General features: G+C 63.0%; 21 protein-coding genes, 1 tRNA gene and 1 pseudogene. 14 read left to right on the forward strand and 9 right to left on the reverse strand.

Annotated features, from left to right (window positions below; genetic code table 11):
• Nucleotides 1-20: 20 nt before the first annotated feature.
• The 9 genes and pseudogenes from BM193_RS28470 to BM193_RS19310 all read right to left on the reverse strand — a co-directional run bounded on the left by BM193_RS28470 (nucleotide 21) and on the right by BM193_RS19310 (nucleotide 6193).
• On the reverse strand, nucleotides 21-206 hold the full coding sequence (locus tag BM193_RS28470; protein WP_139176215.1) for a hypothetical protein: 186 nt from the start codon (nucleotides 204-206) through the stop codon (nucleotides 21-23).
• A 330-nt stretch (nucleotides 207-536) separates the two neighbouring features.
• Nucleotides 537-782, reverse strand: a pseudogene (locus BM193_RS19275) (IS1595 family transposase); the annotation flags it as partial.
• A gap of 188 nt (nucleotides 783-970) precedes the next feature.
• Entirely contained in the window at nucleotides 971-1969 is a 999-nt protein-coding gene (locus BM193_RS19280; RefSeq protein ID WP_092799605.1) for a hypothetical protein, read from the reverse strand.
• Nucleotides 1966-2838: an ABC transporter ATP-binding protein gene (locus BM193_RS19285; protein ID WP_092799603.1), complete on the reverse strand. Its 873-nt coding sequence runs from the start codon at nucleotides 2836-2838 to the stop codon at nucleotides 1966-1968. The genes BM193_RS19280 and BM193_RS19285 overlap by 4 nt, the downstream gene beginning before the upstream one ends.
• The gene (locus BM193_RS19290; protein WP_092799601.1) at nucleotides 2835-3215 is read right to left on the reverse strand and encodes a GntR family transcriptional regulator; all 381 of its coding nucleotides are present in this window, start codon (nucleotides 3213-3215) and stop codon (nucleotides 2835-2837) included. The genes BM193_RS19285 and BM193_RS19290 overlap by 4 nt, the downstream gene beginning before the upstream one ends.
• Nucleotides 3216-3342: 127 nt before the next feature.
• Nucleotides 3343-4077 carry a DUF72 domain-containing protein gene (locus tag BM193_RS19295; RefSeq protein ID WP_092799599.1) on the reverse strand — a complete coding sequence of 245 codons (735 nt, stop codon included), beginning with the start codon at nucleotides 4075-4077 and terminating at the stop codon, nucleotides 3343-3345.
• A gap of 69 nt (nucleotides 4078-4146) precedes the next feature.
• The gene (locus tag BM193_RS19300) at nucleotides 4147-4902 is read right to left on the reverse strand and encodes a UDP-2,3-diacylglucosamine diphosphatase (protein ID WP_092799597.1); all 756 of its coding nucleotides are present in this window, start codon (nucleotides 4900-4902) and stop codon (nucleotides 4147-4149) included.
• Between the two features lie 86 nt (nucleotides 4903-4988).
• A complete protein-coding gene (locus BM193_RS19305; RefSeq protein WP_092799595.1) occupies nucleotides 4989-5480 on the reverse strand; it encodes a peptidylprolyl isomerase in 492 nt (163 codons plus the stop codon).
• Nucleotides 5481-5563: 83 nt separating this feature from the next.
• Entirely contained in the window at nucleotides 5564-6193 is a 630-nt protein-coding gene (locus BM193_RS19310; protein WP_175533351.1) for a peptidylprolyl isomerase, read from the reverse strand.
• Between the two features lie 277 nt (nucleotides 6194-6470).
• Here BM193_RS19310 and cysS point away from each other — a divergent pair, with 277 nt between their 5' ends.
• The 14 genes from cysS (at nucleotide 6471) to BM193_RS19385 (ending at nucleotide 20224) form a co-directional block, all read left to right on the forward strand.
• Nucleotides 6471-7868: a cysteine--tRNA ligase gene (cysS, locus tag BM193_RS19315; RefSeq protein ID WP_092799593.1), complete on the forward strand. Its 1398-nt coding sequence runs from the start codon at nucleotides 6471-6473 to the stop codon at nucleotides 7866-7868.
• Nucleotides 7868-8578: a DNA-3-methyladenine glycosylase family protein gene (locus BM193_RS19320; RefSeq protein WP_092799879.1), complete on the forward strand. Its 711-nt coding sequence runs from the start codon at nucleotides 7868-7870 to the stop codon at nucleotides 8576-8578. The genes cysS and BM193_RS19320 overlap by 1 nt, the downstream gene beginning before the upstream one ends.
• Before the next feature lie 54 nt (nucleotides 8579-8632).
• Entirely contained in the window at nucleotides 8633-9607 is a 975-nt protein-coding gene (locus tag BM193_RS19325; protein ID WP_034756951.1) for an acetyl-CoA carboxylase carboxyltransferase subunit alpha, read from the forward strand.
• 159 nt (nucleotides 9608-9766) lie between these two features.
• A complete protein-coding gene (gene tilS / locus BM193_RS19330; RefSeq protein WP_092799591.1) occupies nucleotides 9767-11185 on the forward strand; it encodes a tRNA lysidine(34) synthetase TilS in 1419 nt (472 codons plus the stop codon).
• Nucleotides 11186-11381: 196 nt separating this feature from the next.
• Nucleotides 11382-12629: an aspartate kinase gene (locus BM193_RS19335; protein WP_092799589.1), complete on the forward strand. Its 1248-nt coding sequence runs from the start codon at nucleotides 11382-11384 to the stop codon at nucleotides 12627-12629.
• A 110-nt stretch (nucleotides 12630-12739) separates the two neighbouring features.
• A tRNA-Ser gene (locus BM193_RS19340) sits at nucleotides 12740-12832 on the forward strand.
• Between the two features lie 423 nt (nucleotides 12833-13255).
• The gene (locus tag BM193_RS19350) at nucleotides 13256-14833 is read left to right on the forward strand and encodes a methyl-accepting chemotaxis protein (RefSeq protein ID WP_092799585.1); all 1578 of its coding nucleotides are present in this window, start codon (nucleotides 13256-13258) and stop codon (nucleotides 14831-14833) included.
• Between the two features lie 150 nt (nucleotides 14834-14983).
• Complete coding sequence (locus tag BM193_RS19355; protein WP_139176213.1) at nucleotides 14984-15589, forward strand: hypothetical protein; 606 nt, start codon at nucleotides 14984-14986, stop codon at nucleotides 15587-15589.
• Nucleotides 15590-15719: 130 nt separating this feature from the next.
• Nucleotides 15720-16421, forward strand: coding sequence for a DUF2325 domain-containing protein (locus BM193_RS19360; protein ID WP_254786321.1), 702 nt, complete (start codon nucleotides 15720-15722; stop codon nucleotides 16419-16421).
• 70 nt (nucleotides 16422-16491) lie between these two features.
• A complete protein-coding gene (locus BM193_RS19365; RefSeq protein ID WP_092799579.1) occupies nucleotides 16492-17319 on the forward strand; it encodes a TlpA disulfide reductase family protein in 828 nt (275 codons plus the stop codon).
• A 120-nt stretch (nucleotides 17320-17439) separates the two neighbouring features.
• Nucleotides 17440-17715, forward strand: coding sequence for a metal/formaldehyde-sensitive transcriptional repressor (locus BM193_RS19370; protein WP_092799577.1), 276 nt, complete (start codon nucleotides 17440-17442; stop codon nucleotides 17713-17715).
• Between the two features lie 10 nt (nucleotides 17716-17725).
• Entirely contained in the window at nucleotides 17726-18694 is a 969-nt protein-coding gene (gene dmeF / locus BM193_RS19375; RefSeq protein WP_092799575.1) for a CDF family Co(II)/Ni(II) efflux transporter DmeF, read from the forward strand.
• Nucleotides 18695-18785: 91 nt separating this feature from the next.
• Nucleotides 18786-19127 (forward strand): zinc ribbon domain-containing protein YjdM, encoded by a 342-nt coding sequence (locus BM193_RS19380; RefSeq protein ID WP_092799573.1) that lies wholly within the window; start codon nucleotides 18786-18788, stop codon nucleotides 19125-19127.
• Between the two features lie 68 nt (nucleotides 19128-19195).
• Complete coding sequence (locus BM193_RS19385; RefSeq protein WP_092799571.1) at nucleotides 19196-20224, forward strand: RNA methyltransferase; 1029 nt, start codon at nucleotides 19196-19198, stop codon at nucleotides 20222-20224.
• Nucleotides 20225-20251: the final 27 nt, after the last annotated feature.

Consider the following 20251-nt stretch of genomic DNA (forward strand, 5'->3'; position numbering starts at 1 on the left):
AGAGCGGCTTTTAAAAAATATTAAAAATATTGTTTTTGTATTTGTTTCCCGTTGCGGCATTGATAGGCGTGCTGCCGCGTCATAAACGGACTTGTTTGGCGATATGCCCTCTCAAGCGGCAGCATTGTGAGCGCTGCCGGACTGGTCTTCACTCTGATGGTAGTTTCAATTTTGAAACATTCAATTTCATTTTGATCACTTTCCATGCCACTATTCTGTCAAGGTTTGCTCAGGGAAATAATCACGGATTGTCACGCAATGCCCGTTTTTTGCTGAATCTGCTATCGCGTTCCGGTATTTCGGCGGCTTTCATCCAAAAACCGTATCGCTATCACATTGCTAGTTGTTGCTTTTTGGTGTGATGATTATTAAATTTGATTGGTAATGCAATGCGATAGAAATAATTATTTGTAATTTTTGCATTCATTAAAAGGTATCGATTAAATAGTCTTTATAGGGAGATGGGTTTGCTGATAATAACTATCAGAAATGTAGTTAATCTCCGCAGGGTGAAAAGAGGCGTGGAAAAGAAAGGGCTATGTCACCGTCCAGTGTGGAAAGTCTCCCAGCGAGGCTGTGAGCAAGGCTTGCGGCGGGAGGATGCGCCGCGCATCGCGTATCCAGCGCCACCCCGGGTAGTTCGGCAGATAGTGGTGGCTGGCGACACCATGAACGCGCAGCAGCCAGCCGCGCAAGCGGCCGTGATCGGCATTCACCTGCTGGACGTGGACAGCGCCGCGCACGCGGATGCCGGCACGCACCTCGACGGCCTGGTGGCTGATGCACGCCTCCCTGTCAATGCGCATGCGGAGTCAGACCGCCCAGCCACAGGAAGATGCCGGTTGTTCCCCTGCTGAACAGTGACAGAGAGTGTCAGAGAGTGACAGAGCCATGAAAAACGCCCCGTCGGACGGGGCGTTGTGCGGGCGCTGGCGAGCGGCGTCGCCTGGCTGCTTGCCAGCCTTGCCTGTCAGCTTGCCTCGCGCCAGCGGCGCAGGCGGATGGCGGCGTAGATCATGGCTGCCCCGGCCGCTGCGCCGAGCCAGGCGGCGGGCAAGGCCAGGCTGGACCAGGAATTGCTGAACAGGTCGAAGCGCGTCAGCTGCGACTCTTGCGCCAGGGCTGGCACCTGCGACAGCAGTTGCGGTTCGAACAAATACCAGCTGCCGGGAATGGTGCCCAGCAGGGCGCGTCCGATGACATTCATCTGTATCCAGTTGATATCGCCTTCCGTCAGTGTCAGCTTGCCTACCCAGACCGTCAGGATCAGGACCAGCAGCGGCACGCCGACGGCCCACAGGAACACTTTGGATTTGGCCCAGCTTGACACCATCAGCAGCCAGCCCACCGTCGGCAAGGCCCACAGGCAATACACGGGCAACAGGCCGAACACGCGCAGCGGTCCCAGGTACAGTCCCGGTGAACTGGCCAGCTCGGCAAACACGTGGATGCCGTTGGCCGCCAGCACGCCGCTGAGTATCAGTACCAGCGCCAGTGAGGTGAGGCTGGCGGCGGCCGCCACGATCAGCGGTGCGACCAGCAGCGCGATGGCCGCTTTCGACAGCACCGTTTGCGCATCCGAGACGGGCAGCGACTTCCAGAACAGCACGCTGCGGTCGCGGCGTTCGTCATACAGGGCGCTCAGGCAATAGAAAAACACGAAGAAGCCCAGCGCCAGGAACAGCGGCGCCGCCGCGTAGGTGTAGTTATTGGCGACATTGCCGATGATTTCCGCGCGCCGCGGACTGAAGGTGCGGGTATTGAAAATGGCGCTCCAGGACACTTCCTGGCCATTCACGACCAGCGCCGTGCGCACCTTGGTCTTGGCGATGGTGGCCACCGTCATCAGCACGCCCAGCAAGGTCATGGCGATGCCGATCAGGGCCGGTGTCCACAGCAGCATGCCCTTGTGCTCCCATAATTCGCGCCGGATCAGCCATTGCATCTTGTTCACGGGTGACATGCTCATTGGTACGATCCTTTCATGGTCGCGACAAACAGGTCCGCCAGGGTGGGCGTGCGGACTTCGCCCAGGGCGGCCAGCTGGCTGCGGGCAACGCCATCGAACAGCATGACGGACTTGCCGAATACGCTGCGTTCGCTGATCGGCTGCAGGGCACGCGCCGGATTCACATGCTGCGGCCCCACCATCACTTCGATATAGCGCTCGCCCACGTCTTCCATGCTCGAGGCCAGCACGATCTTGCCGTCGCGAATGAACATCAGGTCGCTGAGGATGTGCTCCACTTCCTCGATCTGGTGCGTGGTGATGATGATGGTCTTGTTTTCATCGAAATAATCTTCCAGCAAGTTTTGATAAAACTGCTTGCGGTACAAGATATCCAGGCCCAGGGTCGGTTCGTCCAGCACCAGCAATTTGGCGTCGATGGCCATCACCAGCGCCAGGTGCAGTTGTACGATCATGCCTTTCGACATGGTCTTGACCTTCATCTTCGGCGACAGTTTGGTGTGCGCCAGATAGCGTTCGGCCTTGTCGCGGTCGAAGCGCGGATGCACGCCGGCGATGAAATCGATGGCGTCGCGCACGCGCAGCCAGCCGGGCAAGATCGCCACGTCGGCGATGAAGCACACGTCGTCCATCAGCGCGTCGCGCTGCGTGCGCGGATCGCGCCCCAGCACGGAAAGCTCGCCGTCGCAGCCCGTCAGGCCCAGGATGGCTTTCAGGGTGGTGGTCTTGCCCGAGCCATTGGGGCCGATCAAGCCGACGATGCGTCCCGGCGCGATATCAAAGCTGATGCCATCGACGGCCATCTGCTTGCCGTACCGCTTGCGCAAGCCGCGCGCGCTGATGACGCTGTCCTTGTTCAATGCATTCATGCGCTTTCTCCGTGTGCGCCAGCGTCGTGGCTGGCCTGCAGTAGTTGCTCCAGGTTCAGACCCAGGCGGTTGATGTGTTCCAGCAAGCCCGGCCATTCTTCGCGCAGGAAGCGTTCGCGTTCGCTGGCGAGCAATTTGTCGCGGGCGCCATCGAGTACATACATGCCGAGTCCTCTGCGTTTTTCCACCAGCGCATCGTCGACCAGTTCCTGGTAGGCGCGCGAGACGGTGATGGGGTTCAACTGGTAATCGGCGGCCACCTGGCGCACCGAGGGCAAGGCGTCGCCAGGCTGCAGCACGCCATCGAGCATCATGCCCACCACCTTGGCCTTGAGCTGGCGGTAGATGGGGCTATTGTCATTCCATTCGCCGCTCATGGGATGCGCTCGGACAAGGGCGGAAGAGGGCGGCGCGGGGCGATTGCTGCAGGCATCGGAACTCCTTGGTGGTTGATTGATTTGGTGTTGTAGTTAACTATAACACTAAATCTGAAGAAATCAACCGCTATGTGCCAGCCAGCCGCTCCTGCAAGTCCAGCGCATTGAACAGCGCCGCGCCCGCCGCCGTGTTGTCGAAGATGCACCAGCTATCGGGTGCCGCAGGCTGCCGCAGCTGGCTGGCCAGCTGGTCGAGGAAGGTGGCAGGATAATCCGAGTAATAAATGGTCGGGCTGCCATGCAGGCGGAGGTAGGTTTCTTGCGTGGTCGGCACATGCGGCCCTGGCTGGCCGGCGGGCGGATCGGCGCGCACGCGCGTGATGCGCTGTGTGGTCAACAGCTCGGTGGCTGGCGCATCAAACCAGCTGGCATGGCGCGCTTCGCACGCCAGCATGCCATCGAAGCGTTGCCGCAGCGCCAACAGAAACGCCGTGGCCACGTCCGCCTCAAAACGCAGGCTGGGCGGCAGTTGCACCAGCACGCAACCCAATTTATGTTCCAGTTGCATGACCTCGCCCGCAAAGCGCTCCAGCTCGGCCGCGCAATCGCGCAAGCGCAGCGCATGCGTGATGCTGCGCGGCAGTTTCACGCTGAAGCGGAAATGCCCGGGCACGCTGGCGGCCCAGCGTGCATACGTGGCGGGCTGGTGCGGGCGATAAAAGGAACTGTTGATTTCCACGCAGGGCAGCACCTGGGCATAGCGCTGCAGGTGGCTGCCTTCGGAGGGGAAATGGCTGGCGGCGGCGCTGGAAATGCTCCAGCCGGCCGTGCCGACCAATGGTGTGGACAAGGGCGTGGACATGCGGCCATTACAGCAAATTCAGGCGGGCGCGGCTATCGGACAAACGCCCGCGCGCCGGTCGGCGCAGGCCTAGTCGATGATGTCGCCGTTGAGGTCGTGGCGCGTGATGTTGCCGCGCGCATCGATGGCGATCCAGCCGCCGCGTGGCGGTTCCGGCGGCGTCACATCGCATTCCCAGTCCGGCAGGACATAGCGCAAGGTGTCGTCGACTCGATGCACGGCGGGGCGGTGCGTGTGGCCGTGGATCATGATGGTGCTGGCATGCTCGGCAAATACCTGCGCCACGGCATCGGGCGTGACATCCATGATGTCGACCGATTTTTCGCCATTGTGTTCGCGGCTGCTCTGGCGCAAGCCGTCGATGATGGCCTTGCGCTGCGCCAGCGGCATGGACAGGAACTGCTTTTGCCAGGCGGGCTGGCGCACCATGGCGCGAAATTCCATGTAGCTGACGTCTTTCGTGCATTCGGCGTCGCCATGCAGCAAGACGATGCGCCGGCCGGCAATGGTGGCCACGTGCGGTTCGCTCAGCAGGGTGGCGCCGGCGGCGGCGGCAAAGCCGGAGCCGACGAGGAAGTCGCGGTTGCCGGCGATCCAGTAGACATGCACGCCGGCATCGCTGACGGCGCGGATGGCGGCCGTCATGCGCGCATTGAACGGGTCTTCCAGGTCATCGTCGCCGGCCCAGTATTCGAACAGGTCGCCTAATAGATACAGCGCTTGCGCATATTGCGCATGGTGTTCCAGGAATGACAGAAACGCCGCGCTGGTGCGCGGGTGCGAGCTCTGCAGATGCAGGTCGGAAATAAAGAGTGCGGCAGGCATTGTCATCGTTCAACGCTCCCAAAAAGTGATGTGCATGGAGAGGCGCCAACGCGGCAATGCCTGTGATTCATGATGCCGTAGCCGAATTAAACTGCTTCGACTTTTTCAATGATGACGTCGGTCACTGGCACGTCGGCGAACATGCCGGCGCGCGAGGTTTTCACGGCGCGGATGGCGTCGACGACTTCCTTGCCGTCCGTCACTTTACCGAACACGGCGTAGCCCCAGCCGTCCTGGCCCGGGTAGTCGAGGAAGCTGTTGTTCTTGATGTTGATGAAGAACTGGGCCGATGCCGAATGCGGGTCCGACGTGCGGGCCATGGCCAAGGTGTAGGTGTCGTTTTTCAGGCCGTTCTTGGCTTCGTTTTCCACGGTGGCGTCGGCAGGCTTCTGTTTCATGCCTGGCTCGAAACCGCCGCCCTGGATCATGAAACCGTCGATGACGCGGTGGAAAATGGTGTTGTCGTAGTGGCCGGCTTTCATGTAGGCCAGGAAGTTGGCAACCGTTTTCGGCGCTTTTTCAGCGTCCAGTTCAGCGGTGATCTTGCCCAGATTGGTGGTGATGATGACGGAGGTCATGATGATCCTTAATAAATTGGATGAAAAGTTGATTGGGGCCGTGGCATGCCACGGCGGCATGCGCAAACCGCAAAAACGCTATTTTACAGTTTTGCGGGCGCGGACTTGAGTAAAGTCGCCGATTCGATCACCACGGGGGTGACGGGCACGTTCTGGTGCGGTCCCTTGTCGGCGACGGGCACGGCCTTGATCTTGTCGACCACGTCCATGCCTTTGACGACTTTGCCGAACACGGTATAGCCGAAGCCGTCGCGGCCAGGATAGTCGAGCGCGCCATTGTCGTTGACGTTGATGAAGAACTGCGCCGTGGCCGAATGCGGGTCGCCCGTGCGCGCCATGGCGATGCTGTAGGTGACGTTTTGCAAGCCGTTTTGCGCTTCATTCTTGATCGGCGCCTTGGTGGCTTTCTGCTTCATGTTCTTGTCGAAGCCGCCGCCCTGTATCATGAAGCCATCGATGACGCGGTGAAAGACGGTACCCTTGTAATAACCGCTTTTGACATACTGCAGGAAATTGGCCACGCTTTTCGGCGCTTTTTCCTGGTCCAGCTCGAGCACGATCTCGCCCATGCTGGTTTTCAGGGCCACGTGCGGCGTGGGGTCGAGGGCGCTCGCCGGTGCGGCCGCCACGACGGCGCTGCCCAGGGTCAGGCCGGCAAACAGGGTGCAAAAGCGCGCCAGGAAAGACAGGCGTTTCGATTTGGTTTCTTGCATGAAGGCGTCCTTGATGGTTATTTTTCTCTAAACTTGCTTTAATTGTAAAGAACTGAAAATTCGGTTGAACATCGTAAAAACCTGATTCATATCGGGCCAGTATGGTTTTTATCAATGTTATACTTGACCGCTAACGCCCCAATTCTAACAAACAAGAACAACAATACAGCGGGTCGTCCCGTCTTGGCGCACACGGCAGTTCAGTGGCGCGGCACCCCCGGTGTCCGCGCCTGTCTGTCGTTTGCCAGGCTGGCGGCCGCTCCACTTGCAAAGTACGATGAGCAATCTAAAGATTTACAACACCCTGGCGCGCGAGAAGCAGGTATTTGTCCCGATGGAAGCCGGCAAGGTACGCATGTACGTGTGCGGCATGACCATTTACGACTATTGCCATATCGGCCATGCGCGCATGATGATGGCCTTCGACGTCATCTACCGCTGGCTCAAGGCTTCCGGTTTCGACGTCACGTATGTGCGCAACATTACGGACATCGACGACAAGATCATCCGCCGCGCCGTGGAAAACGGCGAGACGATTTCCCAGCTGACAACGCGTTTCACCCAGTACATGGATGAAGACACGGCCGCGCTGGGCATCCTGACGCCCGACCATACGCCGCGCGCCACCGACTACGTGCCGCAGATGCTGCGCCTGATCGAGCAGCTGGAAGCGAAGGACCTGGCCTACCAGGGTGCCGACGGCGACGTCAACTACGCCGTGCGCAATTTCCCCCACTACGGCAAGCTGTCGGGCAAGTCGCTCGACGACCTGCGCGCGGGCGAGCGCGTGGACGTGAATACGGGCAAGCGCGATCCGCTCGACTTCGTGCTGTGGAAGTCGTCGAAGGAGTCCGAGCCGGAAGAAGTCAAATGGGACTCGAAGTGGGGCAAGGGCCGCCCGGGCTGGCATATCGAGTGCTCGGCCATGTCGTGCGCCTTGCTGGGTGAACAGTTCGACATCCATGGCGGCGGCGCGGACTTGCAATTCCCGCACCACGAAAACGAGATCGCCCAGTCCGAAGGCGCGTTCGGCCACACCAGCGTGAATTACTGGATCCATAACGGCTTCGTGCGCCTGGACAATGAAAAAATGTCCAAGTCGCTCGGTAACTTCTTCACCATCCGCGAAGTGCTGCAAAAATTCGATGCCGAAGTGATCCGCTTCTTCATCCTGCGCGCCCACTACCGCAGCCCGCTCAATTATTCCGACGTGCACCTGGACGACGCGCGCCTGTCCCTGACCCGCCTGTACACGGCGCTGGCCGACGTGGCCGTGGAAGAGGGCGCCATCGACTGGAGCGAAGCGCATGCCGTGCGCGTGCGCGACGCGATGGACGACGATTTCAATACGCCGCTGGCCGTGGCGGCCCTGTTCGACCTGGCGACGGAAGTCAACAAGAGCAAGTCGCCCGCGCTGGCGCGTCAATTGAAAGGCCTGGCGGGCGTGTTTGGCTTGCTGGAACGCACGCCGCAGCAATTCCTGCAAGCGACCGTCGGCGCCGCCGCCGGTGGCCAGGATGAGGCGGCCGGCATCGAGCAGGCGATTGCGGCGCGCAGCGCGGCGAAAAAGGCGCGCGACTTCGCCCAGTCCGACAAGATCCGCGCCGAGTTGCTGGCGGCGGGCATCATTCTTGAAGACAAGCCTGACGGCTCGACCAACTGGCGCCGCGCATGATGGCGACGTCCAGGGAAAACGGGGAAGCCCCGGTGGCGGCACAAGTGATCCAGGTGCCGCACTATTGGGAAGAGGCGAAGATCGAGCTGATGAAGCGCGACCGCATCATGAAAAAGCTCATCCCGCAATTTGGCGACCTGCACCTGGTCGGCCATAGCGACCCGTTTACCACCCTGGCCCGTTCGCTGGTGGGGCAGCAGATCACGCCCAAGGCGGCCGATGCCGCCTGGAAAAAGCTGCTGCTGGCCTGTCCGAAATGCACGCCCTCGCAAGTATTGAAGGCGGGTGCCGAGCAGCTGTCCGCCTGTGGCTTGTCCAAACGCAAGACCGAATACATCCTCGACCTGGCCGACCATTTCAAGGCCAAGCGCGTGCACGCCAGCCAGTGGGACCAGATGGATGACGAAGCCGTCATCGCCGAACTGGTGCAGATCCGCGGCATCGGCCGCTGGACAGCCGAGATGTTTTTGATATTTAATCTGCTGCGACCGAATGTCTTGCCGCTCGACGACCCCGGTTTGATCCAGGGCATCAGCGTCAATTACTTCTCCGGCGAACCTGTTTCCCGCAGCGATGCGCGCGAAGTTTCCGCCAATTGGGAACCGTGGCGCACCGTGGCGACGTGGTATCTGTGGCGCAGTCTCGACCCTGCAGCCGCCCCTGCCGCAACCGATGCAGCCCCCGGCGCACCAGCCGGTACGGTAAAATAAACATAGATGATGCCGCGCGCCCTGGCGCCGTGGCCGGTAAAACCTGGAGGTACAATGACTAAAACGACTTTCCTCAATTTTGAACAGCCGATCGCGGAACTCGATTCCAAGATCGAAGAGTTGCGCTTCGTGCAAGACGATTCGGCCGTCGACATCTCGGAAGAGATCGACCGCCTGGCCAAGAAGAGCCAGCAGCTGACCAAGGATATCTACGCCAAGCTGACGCCTTGGCAAGTGGCGCAGATCGCGCGCCATCCGCAGCGCCCGTACACCATGGATTACGTGAATGAAATCTTTACCGATTTCCACGAATTGCATGGCGACCGCAGCTACGCGGACGACCTGTCCGTCGTGGGCGGCCTGGCCCGTTTCAACGGCCAGCCGTGCATGGTCATCGGCCACCAGAAGGGCCGCGACACGAAAGAGCGCGCCATGCGCAATTTCGGCATGCCGAAACCGGAAGGCTACCGCAAGGCCATGCGCCTGATGAAAGTGGCGGAAAAGTTCAACCTGCCCATCTTCACCTTCGTCGACACGCCAGGCGCCTTCCCCGGCATCGACGCGGAAGAGCGCGGCCAGTCGGAAGCCATCGGCCACAACCTGTACGTGATGGCCGAACTGAAAGTGCCGCTGATCGCCACCATTATCGGTGAAGGCGGTTCCGGCGGCGCGCTGGCCATCGCCGTGGGCGACGCCGTGCTGATGCTGCAATACTCGACCTATGCCGTGATCTCGCCGGAAGGCTGCGCCTCGATCCTGTGGAAGAGCGCCGAGCGCGCCTCCGACGCGGCCGAAGCGCTGGGCCTGACGGCGCACCGCCTGAAAGCCATGGGCCTGATCGACAAGATCATCAATGAACCGCTGGGCGGCGCCCACCGCGATCCGAAGCAGATGGCGACCTTGCTCAAACGCGCGCTGGCCGACACCCTGCGCCAGTTCCACGGCATGAAAACCAAGGACCTGCTGGCCGCGCGCCACGAGAAACTGCTCAGCTACGGCAAGTTCAAGGAAACCACGCCGAGCGAGTAATTTGTTGAAACCCAATGGCAGAGTCCGGGGTCAGACCTTAAGGTCTGACCCCGGCCTTTCAAGGTCTTGGGTTAAAGCAAGCATCAAACACCAGGGACAGGCAGGCAGTCGAACACACTCGGCTGCCGCCTGTCCCTCTTTGCATTCCCGGAGTCCGAATTGAAAAAGCAACAAACCGCCACCGTCGCCGATATCTTCACCCGCGCGCTGGACGCCTGCGCACCGCCGGCCGGCAGCCCCGTCGGCATCGCCCTGAGCGGCGGCCTCGATTCCGCAGCCCTGCTGCACCTGGCGCATGGCTGGGCGCAACAGCAGGGCATCACCTTGCACGCCTTCCACGTGCACCATGGCCTGAGCCCGAACGCCGATGCGTGGCTGGCCCACTGCGAGCAGGCATGTGCCGGCCTGGGCGTGCCTTTCGAGGCGCGCCGCGTGACGGTGGAAACAAACGCGAAGACGGGTACGGAAGAGGCGGCCCGCAAGCGCCGTTATGCGGCCCTGGGCGAGCTGTGCGCCGCGCACGGCGTGCGCCTGCTGCTGACGGCGCACCACCAGGATGACCAGGCCGAAACCGTGCTGCTGCAATTGCTGCGCGGCTCGGGCACGGCGGGCCTGTCGGGCATGGATGGCGCCAACAGCGCGCCCGAACTGCTGGGCAATCCGGACCTGGTGATGGCGCGCCCGCTGCTGCCCGTGTCGCGCCGGCAGCTCGAAGCGTACGTGGCGAAGCATGCGATCGCGCACATCCACGACGAATCGAACGACGATCCCCGTTTCGCCCGCAATGCCTTGCGGCACCAGGTGATGCCCGTGCTGGCGCAGGCGTTTCCCGGCTTCCAGGAGCGTTTCGCCCGCAGCGCCCAGCATGCGCAATCGGCGCAGCGTTTGCTGACGGAACTGGCGACGCAGGATCTGGCCAGCTGCCTCGATGGCGATTGCATCGAGCTGGCGAAATTGCGCGCGCTGAGCGCGGACCGCTGCTACAACCTGCTGCGCCACTGGTTCGGCACGCGCGGCTTGCGCATGCCGTCGACGGCGTGGCTGGTGGAAATGCTGGCGCAGTTGCTGGAAGCGCGGCCCGATGCGCAATTGCTGGTGACGCATCCCGACTGCCATGTGCGGCGCCACCGCGACCGCTTATATTTGACGCCGAAACTCGGTGACCTGGCCGGCATGCGCGAGCGTGACGACGCGGGCATTCCCGGCCTGGAAAAGGCCAGCCAGGCATTCACCTGGAAAGGCGAGGCCAGCCTGGCGTTTCCCGCGTATGGCGGCGTGCTGCATTTCGATGCGGTGGAAGCGGGCGGCCAGGGTATCGACCTTGCCTGGTTGCAAGCGCAGACCTTGACCATCGACTTCCGCCAGGGCGGCGAGCGCCTGAAGCTGGCCCTGAACCGTCCCACCAAGAGCTTGAAATACCATTACCAGGCGTTTGACGTGCCCGCCTGGGAGCGCGAACGCCTGCCCCTTGTCTGTGCGGCGCAACAATTGCTGTATGCGGCTGGTATTGGCCTCGACTGCCATTGCCTGAGCTTGCTGGATCGTCCCCGCGTGACCTTGCGCTGGCAGTCCTGCTGAGCGTGGGAGCGGCCACCATGGCCGTTCCCCAGGTGGCCCGCAGGTGGCTGTGCAAGCCAGCTGGACTGCATGGATTGGTTATTTCCATATGTGTAATTGGTATGAGCTAATGCGCTTTTTAGCTTGTTATTTTGCATTGCGGCATGTAGAGTAAAGCCCTCCTTTTTTATTCTTCTTGAGCGGAAACTTCACTCTTATGGCTTTAATCGTCCACAAATATGGCGGTACGTCGATGGGCTCGACTGACCGTATCAAGAATGTCGCCAAGCGCGTTGCCAAGTGGCACGACGCCGGGCATCAAATCGTGGTGGTGCCATCCGCCATGTCGGGCGAAACCAACCGCCTGATTGGACTGGCCAAGGAAATCATGGATCAACCCGATCCCCGTGAACTTGACATGATCGCCTCGACAGGCGAACAGGTGTCCGTCGGCCTATTGTCGATGGCACTGCTGGCGATCGGCAAACAAGCCGTATCCTATGCTGGCTGGCAAGTCGCGATCAAGACCGATTCCGCCTTTACCAAGGCACGCATCCAGTCGATCGATGACGAGAAAGTCAAACGCGACCTCGATGCGGGCAAGATTGTCATCATTACCGGTTTCCAGGGCGTCGACGAGAACGACAATATCGCGACCCTGGGCCGCGGTGGTTCCGACACGTCGGCCGTGGCGATCGCCGCCGCCATGAAGGCGGCCGAGTGCCTGATCTTCACGGACGTCGACGGCGTCTACACGACCGACCCGCGCGTGGTCTCCGAGGCGCGCCGCCTGAAGACCATCACCTTTGAAGAAATGCTGGAACTCGCTTCGCTGGGCTCCAAAGTGCTGCAAACGCGTTCGGTGGAATTTGCCGGCAACTACCGCGTGCCCACGCGCGTGCTGTCGTCGCTGACCGACCCGATGTTGCCGCTGGAAATAGAAGCCAATTCAGGCACCCTGATTTCGTTTGAGGAAGATACAAACATGGAACAAGCAGTCATCTCCGGCATCGCCTTCAACCGCGATGAAGCCAAAATCACCGTGCTCGGCGTGCCCGACCGTCCAGGCGTGGCCTACCACATCCTGGGACCGGTGGCGGACGCGAACATCGAAGTCGACATGATCATACAGAATCAGTCGGTCGACGGTAAAACGGACTTCACCTTCACCGTCTCGCGCGGCGAATATGCGCGCGCGCTGGCCGTGCTGGAAGCGAACCGCGAATCGCTGGGCGCGGCCAGCATCACGGGCGACGCGAAAGTGTCGAAACTGTCCGTCGTCGGCGTCGGCATGCGCAGCCACGTGGGCGTCGCCTCGCAGATGTTCCGCACCCTGTCGGAAGAGGGCATCAACATCATGATGATCTCCACTTCCGAGATCAAGATTTCCGTGCTGATCGATGAAAAGTACATGGAACTGGCCGTGCGCGCGCTGCATAAAGCGTTCGAGCTGGAAAAAGCTTAAAAATGTAAAAATATTGCCCCACGCCCTTGACCAAAGGGGGGGCAATCGATATTATGACGTTCGTCGCTGCAGCGCAGTTAGCTACAGAGACATAGTTGAGTAATCAGCTAGGAGACGTGGCCGAGTGGCCGAAGGCACATCCCTGCTAAGGATGCATACGGCTTATACCTGTATCGTGGGTTCGAATCCCACCGTCTCCGCCAGAATCAAATAAAAAAGCCTCCCCTGCGGGAGGCTTTTTTATTTGTCTGGACGGAACGGTGGGATTCGAAGACGCAGCGCCCTGGCGGGCGCGCAGGCTCTCCGAATCGCCCATCTGCCGCGCTGCGCGCGGCCCCGTTGGCCGCGCAGCGGCCAACGCCGTCCCCTCATCTCAGGCAATGGCGGCCAGCGCCTGCGCCGGCCTCTGCGAGCTGCCTGCGCCGGCCTCTGCGAGCACATGCGCCGGCCTCTGCCAGCGCCTGCGCCGACCTGTGCCCAGCAAGGGATTCTTTTTCACCGCATTCAGCCCAACCCCCTTAAAAAATTGCATAATCTGCAAATGCCACGTGGAAATTTCATACTGGCCAGCGCGGTCTATGTCCGCCGCATTGACGGCATGGCCCGCACAACCGAGGGGGACGCACATGCAACTGCTTCGTCAAGTCAAACTGTCGCGCCGGCTGGCCTTGTTGGTCGCCATCTTTTCGCTGGGCCTGATCGTGTATGGCGGCTGGTCGCTGCGCGTGCTGCACGAACTGAAGGTCAACGGCCCCGTGTACCACCGCATTGTGCAGGGCAAAGACCTGGTGGCCGACGTGCTGCCGCCGCCGGAATACATCCTCGAATCGTATCTGGTGGCGTTCCAGCTGATGGCGTCCGAAGACAGGGGCGCGCGAGACAAGCTGGTCGAACGCCTGAAGGCCCTGAAGGCCGAGTACGACACGCGCCATCAGTTCTGGCGTACCCAGGATCTCGATCACGATATCGCCGAAGCCTTGCTGACGCAGGCGCACGCCCCTGCCGTGGCTTTCTATGACACGGTATTCACGCGCTTCATCCCCGCGCTGCAGGGGCAGGACAAGGCGGGCGTGGCCACTGCCATGGCGGCCATGGCCGCCAGCTACGACAGCCATCTGGCGGCCATCAACCGCGTGGTCGACATGACCAGCAAGCGTTCGGCGGCGTTCGAGACCGCATCGGCCGACAGGGCCCGCTCGGCGACCGTGCTGCTGGCGGGCTTGCTGCTGGGGGCGCTGGGCGTCAGCATCGCCGGCGCCGTGCTGATCAGTCGCAGCATCACCGGCCCCCTGCAGGAGGCCTTGCAGACCGCGCAGCGGGTGGCGGCCGGCGACTTGAGCAATCGCGTCGGCAGCCGCTATTCCGACGAGCCCGGTCAATTGCTGCAGGCCCTTGAAGCGATGAATGGCAGCCTGTCGCGCACCGTGGGCCAGGTGCGCAGCAGCACGGAAAGCATCACTGTCGCTTCGCGCGAAATCGCGGCCGGCAATTTCGACCTGTCGTCGCGCACGGAAGCGCAAGCCAGTTCGCTGGAAGAAACGGCTTCCGCGATGAAGGAGCTGACCAGCACGGTAAAGCAGAATGCCGACAATGCGCGGCAGGCGAACCAGCTGGTGGTGTCGGCGTCGGAATTTGCCGTGCAGGGCGGCCAGGTGGTCGGGCGCGTGGTCGATACCATGGGCGCCATCAATGCCAGCTCGCGCAAGATCGTCGATATCGTCGACGTGATCGACAGCATCGCTTTCCAGACGAATATCCTGGCCTTGAACGCAGCGGTAGAGGCGGCCAGGGCGGGCGAGCAGGGACGCGGCTTCGCCGTCGTCGCCAGCGAAGTGCGCAGCCTGGCGCAACGCTCGGCCAGCGCCGCGCGCGAAATCAAGGCCATGATCGGCGATTCGGTCGAGCGCGTCGACGCGGGCAGCAAGCTGGTGGACGAGGCGGGCGCCACGATGGACAAGATCGTCACATCCGTCAAGCAGGTGGTCGACCTGATGAGCGAGATCGCCGCCGCCAGCCAGGAGCAGAGCCTGGGCATCGAACAGGTCAACCAGGCCATCACGCAGATGGACGAGGTCACGCAGCAGAATGCCGCCCTGGTCGAGGAAGCGGCGGCCGCTGCCGGCAGCCTGGAAGAGCAGGCCGCCAGCCTGGTGCGGGAAGTGGGGGTGTTCAAGCTCGCCAGCCAGGCGGCCGCGCGCGCCTGATGCCGTCTGCCGCCGCCTGTCTTGCGGCCGCTGATGATTGCTGGCAGCGTCGCGTGCGGGCCACGCCACGCTGCCGCATGCGCTACAGTGCCGCGTCAGTCAAGGTCGCCGTGATCTTGCCTGCGTGCCGTTCACTTTTATGGAAGCAACATGAATACACCGTATCGCGCTGCGATCGCAGCCCTGTGCGCCAGCCTCTCGCCCGCCATGGCGGGGGCCGCCCCCGCCGCGCCTCCGTTCCTTGACGTGCTCGCGTATCAGTACGCCGCTTGCGTCCGGCCCGCCTACCATCAGGCCGACCTGCTCGTGCATGAGGGGATGGTGCGCTACCCGGTCGGCGTCAAGGGTGAAGCCTACACGGTCGAAGTGCAGGAACGCATGGGCTTTTCGCTGCAGGCGGGCATAGGCGGTCCCGTGGCGGCCGTCGTCAAGCTGGACCGGCCGCCACCGGGACAGTTCGAGGAGCAGGCGCGCTGGCGCGAGCGCTGGCTGCGCGACGTGGCCGAGCGCAGCGGCGTGGCGCTGGAAGAGCGGAACCTTGCCGGCGGCGCGCGCGTGCTGGCCGTGAACAAGGGCGAGGTCAAGGGGAACTACGTGGGGCAGTCACTGCTGGTCGATCCGGCACGGCAGTTGTTCATCGATATCGCGTGGCCGAACACGCTGGATATCTATCGCGGCCCCGACGGCTTGCGGCGGGTGCGCGCAGTGCAGGATGACGTCTGGCGGCGCCTGCTGTCTTGCGCACCTGCCGGGTGAGGCCGGCGGCCAGCGCATACCCCTGCTGCGAGCGCGTGCATACACAAATAATAATGATTCTCATTTATAATTATGTGCCATGGGGGTGCAATGGGCTGGCGCCATGGCGTCACGGGTGGTAAAGGAGGGCATGATGGGCAGCAGGGATGGCAACGAGGATTTGATCGCGCATGAGCACCGCGTGCTGATGGGGGAATATGGCCGCGCGCAGGCGCGCTGCAGTGCGCAGCTGGCCGCGCAGGCTGCCCGCATCGGGCAGCTGGAGTCGGACCTGATGCGCGCGCGGGCGCAGGTCGTGATCCGCGATACGCAGCTGGCGCTGGCGCGCGACGCACTGGCCGAACTGGTGGCCAGCGTGCCGGGCTTGCCGACGCGTGCCCGGCTGGCGCGCAAGGTCGAGTGGCTCGGCGAGCGCGTGCAGGACCTGATGCGCGAGCTGCTGCGCCTGCAGTGGCTGCCCGCGCCTTCCGTCGTGCCCGCACCCGCCGTGCCGGCCGACGTGCGCGAAAAAGCCGTGCTCTACGTGGGCAGCTATGCGACGCTGGCGCCGGGGCAGGACGCGGGTGGCGCCGCCGTGGCGCAGCGCGCCATCGAGCAGGCCGGCGGTCGCTTCCTCCATCACACGGGCGGCGATGACGGCGCCGACGATGCGGCCGCGCTGGAAGCCGGTCTCGTGGCGGCCGACCTGGTGATTTGCCAGACGGGCTGCGTCAGCCACGACGCCTACTGGCGCGTGCATGACCACTGCAGGCGCACGGGCAAGCAGTGCGTGCTGGTGGACCAGCCGCAAGCCATGCATTTCGTGCGCAAGGAGGCGCTGGCCGGTTTTTGATTCCGGATTAACGCCTGCTTAATCCGCATGGGGCACAATGGCCGTCCATTCGACGTCATAGAAAGCGCCCATGCTGTCCCTGCAAATCGGCCCACTGGCTTTGCCCACAGGCCTCGTCCTGCTGTTTCTTGCCCTGTGCGTCGCCTACGGCGCGGCGTGGTGGCTGCGGAAGTACCGCCGGCTGCCGGACGCCGGCCCCCTCGTTTCCGACATGCTGATCGCCGGCCTGCTGGCGGCGCGCCTGGCGTTCGTGCTGCGCTGGCATGAACAGTATCTGGCCGCGCCGTGGTCCATCATCAATATCCGCGACGGCGGCTTCCTGGCGCCGGCCGGTGTCGCCGCCGCGCTGGCCGTCGCCGCGTGGCGCTGCCGGCGTCCCGCCGCAGCGTCCCTGCGCCGTCCGCTGGCCATCAGCGTGGCCTGCGGCGCGCTGGCCTGGGGCGTGCTGAGCGCAGGGATCTGGCTGGCCGACGACCAGCCGGCGGCCCTGCCGGCCGTGGCGCTGCAGACGCTGGACGGCAGGTCCACCAGCCTGGCGGCGCTGGCCGGCGGCAAGCCGCTGGTGGTCAACCTGTGGGCCAGCTGGTGCCCGCCATGCCGGCGCGAGATGCCCGTGCTGGCCGCCGCGCAGCAGGCGCGCGCCGATATCGTCTTCGTGTATGCGAACCAGCGCGAGGATGCGGCGGCCGCCGCCGCTTTCCTGGACAGGAGCGGCGCGACCCTGCGCAATGTGGTGCTCGACGGCGAGGCCGCGCTGGGCAAGGCGGCCGGTTCCTCGGCCCTGCCCACCACCCTGTTTTATGACGCGCAGGGGCGGCTGGCCGATACGCACCTGGGCGAATTGTCCGATGCCTCGCTGGCCAGCAAGCTGCAGAAGATCGCGGCGCCCGCGCCATAGCGCCGATGCCTGCCCGCCGGGCCGCCCATCCGCCAGGATGCGCGGCTTTTTTTACGTCTTGCCGCATGCCGCGCACTTTCTGATAGTATACCCCCCTATAGTATTCATCGGAGCCGGGATATGGGACATACATCGCATAACAAGACCAAGCTGCTCAATCGCGTGAAGCGTATTCGGGGGCAGGTGGAAGGCCTGGAACGGGGTCTGGAAGAGGGCCGCGATTGCGGCGAGGTGCTGCAGCTGATCGCCGCCGTGCGCGGCGCCGTGAACGGCCTGATGGCCGAAGTGATCGAGGAGCACTTGCGCGAGCACGTGGCCAGTCCCGACATCGCCAGCGAAGAGCGGGCCAGGGGCGCCGACGAGATCGCCGGCATCCTGCGCACCTACCTGAAATAAGGAGAACGTCATGTCCACACCATCCCTCAAGGAAGACCTCTCCGCCTGGCAGCACGAACACGTCTTTGGCGCCGCCAGCGACAAGGCGGAACGCCGCGCGCGCATCGTCATGTGGATCACGCTGGCCACCATGGCGCTGGAGATCGTCGCCGGCTGGTGGTACAACTCCATGGCCCTGCTGGCCGATGGCTGGCATATGAGCTCGCACGCGCTGGCCATCGGCCTGGCCGCGTTTGCGTATGCGGCGGCGCGCCGCTATGCGCGCGACCCGCGCTTTGCCTTCGGCACCTGGAAGATCGAGGTGCTGGCCGGCTACACCAGCGCCATCCTGCTGCTGGGCGTGGCCGTGCTGATGGTGGCGGCCTCGCTCGAACGCCTGTTCGCGCCGCAGGCCATCCATTATCCGCAGGCGATGGCGGTGGCCGGTTTCGGCCTGCTGGTGAACCTCGCGTGCGCGCTGATCCTTGGCGGCCACCACGACCACGGCCATGATCACCACGGCGGCCACGATCATCATGAGCACCACGAGCACCACGGCCATGGCGAAGACCTGAACATGAAGGCCGCCTACATCCACGTGCTGGCCGACGCCGCCACGTCCGTGCTGGCCATCGTTGCGCTGGCCGGCGCCTGGGTTTATGGCTGGCAGTGGCTCGACCCCGTGATGGGTATCGCGGGCGCCGTGCTGGTGGCGCTGTGGGCGAAAAAGCTGATGCAGGAAACGGGCAAGGTCTTGCTGGACCGCGAGATGGACCACCCCGTGGTGGCGGAAATCCGCGCAGCCGTGGAAGTGGAAAGCGCCGGCGACACGCCGCGCATCGTCGACCTGCACGTGTGGCGGGTCGGCAAGCAGCTGTACTCGTGCGCGCTGTCCGTGGTCAGCCGCGATACGGGCCTGACGGCGGCCCAGCTGCGCGCGCGCATCGGCATCCACGAGGAAATCGTCCACAGTACCATCGAGATTATTCGCCGGCCTTGACAATGATGGGGAAAAAAGCCCGTTGATGCGGGGCGTAGGCCGTATAATGTCGGCTTTTACAGCACGCGCTGTTCACCAGACAGAGAAGAAAATGAGCACATTACCACCATGCCCGCAATGCCAATCCGAATTCACGTACGAAGACGGCAGCCAGCTGATCTGCCCTGAATGCGCGCATGAATGGTCGGCCACGGCCGGCGAAGCGGTGGAAGAGGGCGCCAAAGTGTACCGCGATGCGGCCGGCAATATCCTGCAGGACGGCGACACGGTCAGCGTCATCAAGGACCTGAAATTGAAGGGCGGCGGCGGTGTCGTCAAGATGGGCACCAAGGTCAAGAATATCCGCCTGGTCGACAGCGACCACGATATCGACTGCAAGATCGACGGCTTCGGTTCCATGAGCCTGAAGACGGAATTCGTCAAGAAAGTGTAAGACTTTTCCTTGCCATTCGCGGCGCGCCTCGCATTCCTGCCGGCGCGCCGTTTTTTATTTCAGACGCCATGCAAATCGACCATCTCCGCCAGCGCCTGCGCGCCCTGGGCGCCAAGCCACTGCACGAACAGCGCGTGCTGCGCGACTGGATACAGGCGCAGCCGCACGACCAGGGCCGGCGCCGCGCCGAGGATTTTTTGCCGCTGCCCGTGCGCGAGGCCTTGCCGGCGCTCGACGTGGAATTGCAGGGCATGCTGAAACTGCTCAGCACCCATCCGGGCGCGGACGGTTCGGCGCGCCTGCTGGTGGGGCTGCACGACGGCCAGACGGTGGAAAGCGTGCTGCTGCCGCGCGACGGCCTGTGCGTCTCCAGCCAGGTGGGCTGCGCCGTCGGCTGCCAGTTCTGCATGACGGGCCGCGACGGCTTGATCCGGCAAGTCACCAGCGGCGAAATCATCGCCCAGGTGGTGCTGGCGCGTACCCTGCGTCCCGTGAAAAAAGTCGTCTTCATGGGCATGGGCGAGCCGGCGCATAACCTGAACAATGTGATGGAAGCGATCGAGCTGCTGGGCACCGAAGGCAATATCGGCCACAAGAACCTGGTGTTTTCCACCGTGGGCGACCCGCGCGCGTTCGAGCGCCTGCCGCAGGGGCGGGTCAAGCCGGCGCTGGCCCTGTCGCTGCATACGACGAAGCCGGCGCTGCGCGAACAGCTGCTGCCGCGCGCTCCCCGGCTCACGCCGCACGAGCTGGTGGCCTTCGGCGAGTCGTATGCGCGCCTCACCGGCTACCCGGTGCAGTATCAATGGACCTTGATGGAGGGCGTCAACGATGGCGCGGACGAGATGGATGGCATCGTCGAGCTCCTGAAGGGGAAATACGCGGTGCTCAACATGATCCCGTATAACACCATAGCCGACCTGCCGTTCCAGCGCCCCAGCTGGGAAAAATCCAGGGCGATCGCCGCCGCCCTGCACGCGCGCGGCGTGCTGACCAAGCTGCGCGATTCGGCGGGACAGGACGTGGAAGGCGGTTGCGGCCAATTGCGCGCGCGCGAGGCGAAGGGCAGGAAAGTGATCGAGATACACGCAGCGTAGAACCGGGGTCAGACCCCCGGATACGTT

Origin of the sequence: Janthinobacterium sp. 344 (assembly GCF_900112025.1) — a bacterium.
GTDB lineage: Bacteria > Pseudomonadota > Gammaproteobacteria > Burkholderiales > Burkholderiaceae_D > Janthinobacterium.

Bases quoted from the DNA above. Each gene is read 5' to 3' on its own strand.
- BM193_RS19325 (WP_034756951.1), top strand. From the start codon at position 8,633: ATGACTAAAACGACTTTCCTCAATTTTGAACAGCCGATCGCGGAACTC.
- BM193_RS19360 (WP_254786321.1), top strand. From the start codon at position 15,720: ATGATGGGCAGCAGGGATGGCAACGAGGATTTGATCGCGCATGAGCAC.
- BM193_RS19305 (WP_092799595.1), bottom strand. From the start codon at position 5,480: ATGACCTCCGTCATCATCACCACCAATCTGGGCAAGATCACCGCTGAA.
- BM193_RS19300 (WP_092799597.1), bottom strand. From the start codon at position 4,902: ATGCCTGCCGCACTCTTTATTTCCGACCTGCATCTGCAGAGCTCGCAC.
- BM193_RS19370 (WP_092799577.1), top strand. From the start codon at position 17,440: ATGGGACATACATCGCATAACAAGACCAAGCTGCTCAATCGCGTGAAG.
- BM193_RS19385 (WP_092799571.1), top strand. From the start codon at position 19,196: ATGCAAATCGACCATCTCCGCCAGCGCCTGCGCGCCCTGGGCGCCAAG.
- BM193_RS19290 (WP_092799601.1), bottom strand. From the start codon at position 3,215: ATGAGCGGCGAATGGAATGACAATAGCCCCATCTACCGCCAGCTCAAG.
- BM193_RS19310 (WP_175533351.1), bottom strand. From the start codon at position 6,193: ATGCAAGAAACCAAATCGAAACGCCTGTCTTTCCTGGCGCGCTTTTGC.
- cysS (WP_092799593.1), top strand. From the start codon at position 6,471: ATGAGCAATCTAAAGATTTACAACACCCTGGCGCGCGAGAAGCAGGTA.
- BM193_RS19295 (WP_092799599.1), bottom strand. From the start codon at position 4,077: ATGTCCACGCCCTTGTCCACACCATTGGTCGGCACGGCCGGCTGGAGC.
- BM193_RS19355 (WP_139176213.1), top strand. From the start codon at position 14,984: ATGAATACACCGTATCGCGCTGCGATCGCAGCCCTGTGCGCCAGCCTC.
- BM193_RS19285 (WP_092799603.1), bottom strand. From the start codon at position 2,838: ATGAATGCATTGAACAAGGACAGCGTCATCAGCGCGCGCGGCTTGCGC.
- BM193_RS19335 (WP_092799589.1), top strand. From the start codon at position 11,382: ATGGCTTTAATCGTCCACAAATATGGCGGTACGTCGATGGGCTCGACT.
- BM193_RS19280 (WP_092799605.1), bottom strand. From the start codon at position 1,969: ATGAGCATGTCACCCGTGAACAAGATGCAATGGCTGATCCGGCGCGAA.
- BM193_RS19350 (WP_092799585.1), top strand. From the start codon at position 13,256: ATGCAACTGCTTCGTCAAGTCAAACTGTCGCGCCGGCTGGCCTTGTTG.
- BM193_RS19320 (WP_092799879.1), top strand. From the start codon at position 7,868: ATGGCGACGTCCAGGGAAAACGGGGAAGCCCCGGTGGCGGCACAAGTG.
- dmeF (WP_092799575.1), top strand. From the start codon at position 17,726: ATGTCCACACCATCCCTCAAGGAAGACCTCTCCGCCTGGCAGCACGAA.
- BM193_RS28470 (WP_139176215.1), bottom strand. From the start codon at position 206: ATGGAAAGTGATCAAAATGAAATTGAATGTTTCAAAATTGAAACTACC.
- BM193_RS19365 (WP_092799579.1), top strand. From the start codon at position 16,492: ATGCTGTCCCTGCAAATCGGCCCACTGGCTTTGCCCACAGGCCTCGTC.
- BM193_RS19380 (WP_092799573.1), top strand. From the start codon at position 18,786: ATGAGCACATTACCACCATGCCCGCAATGCCAATCCGAATTCACGTAC.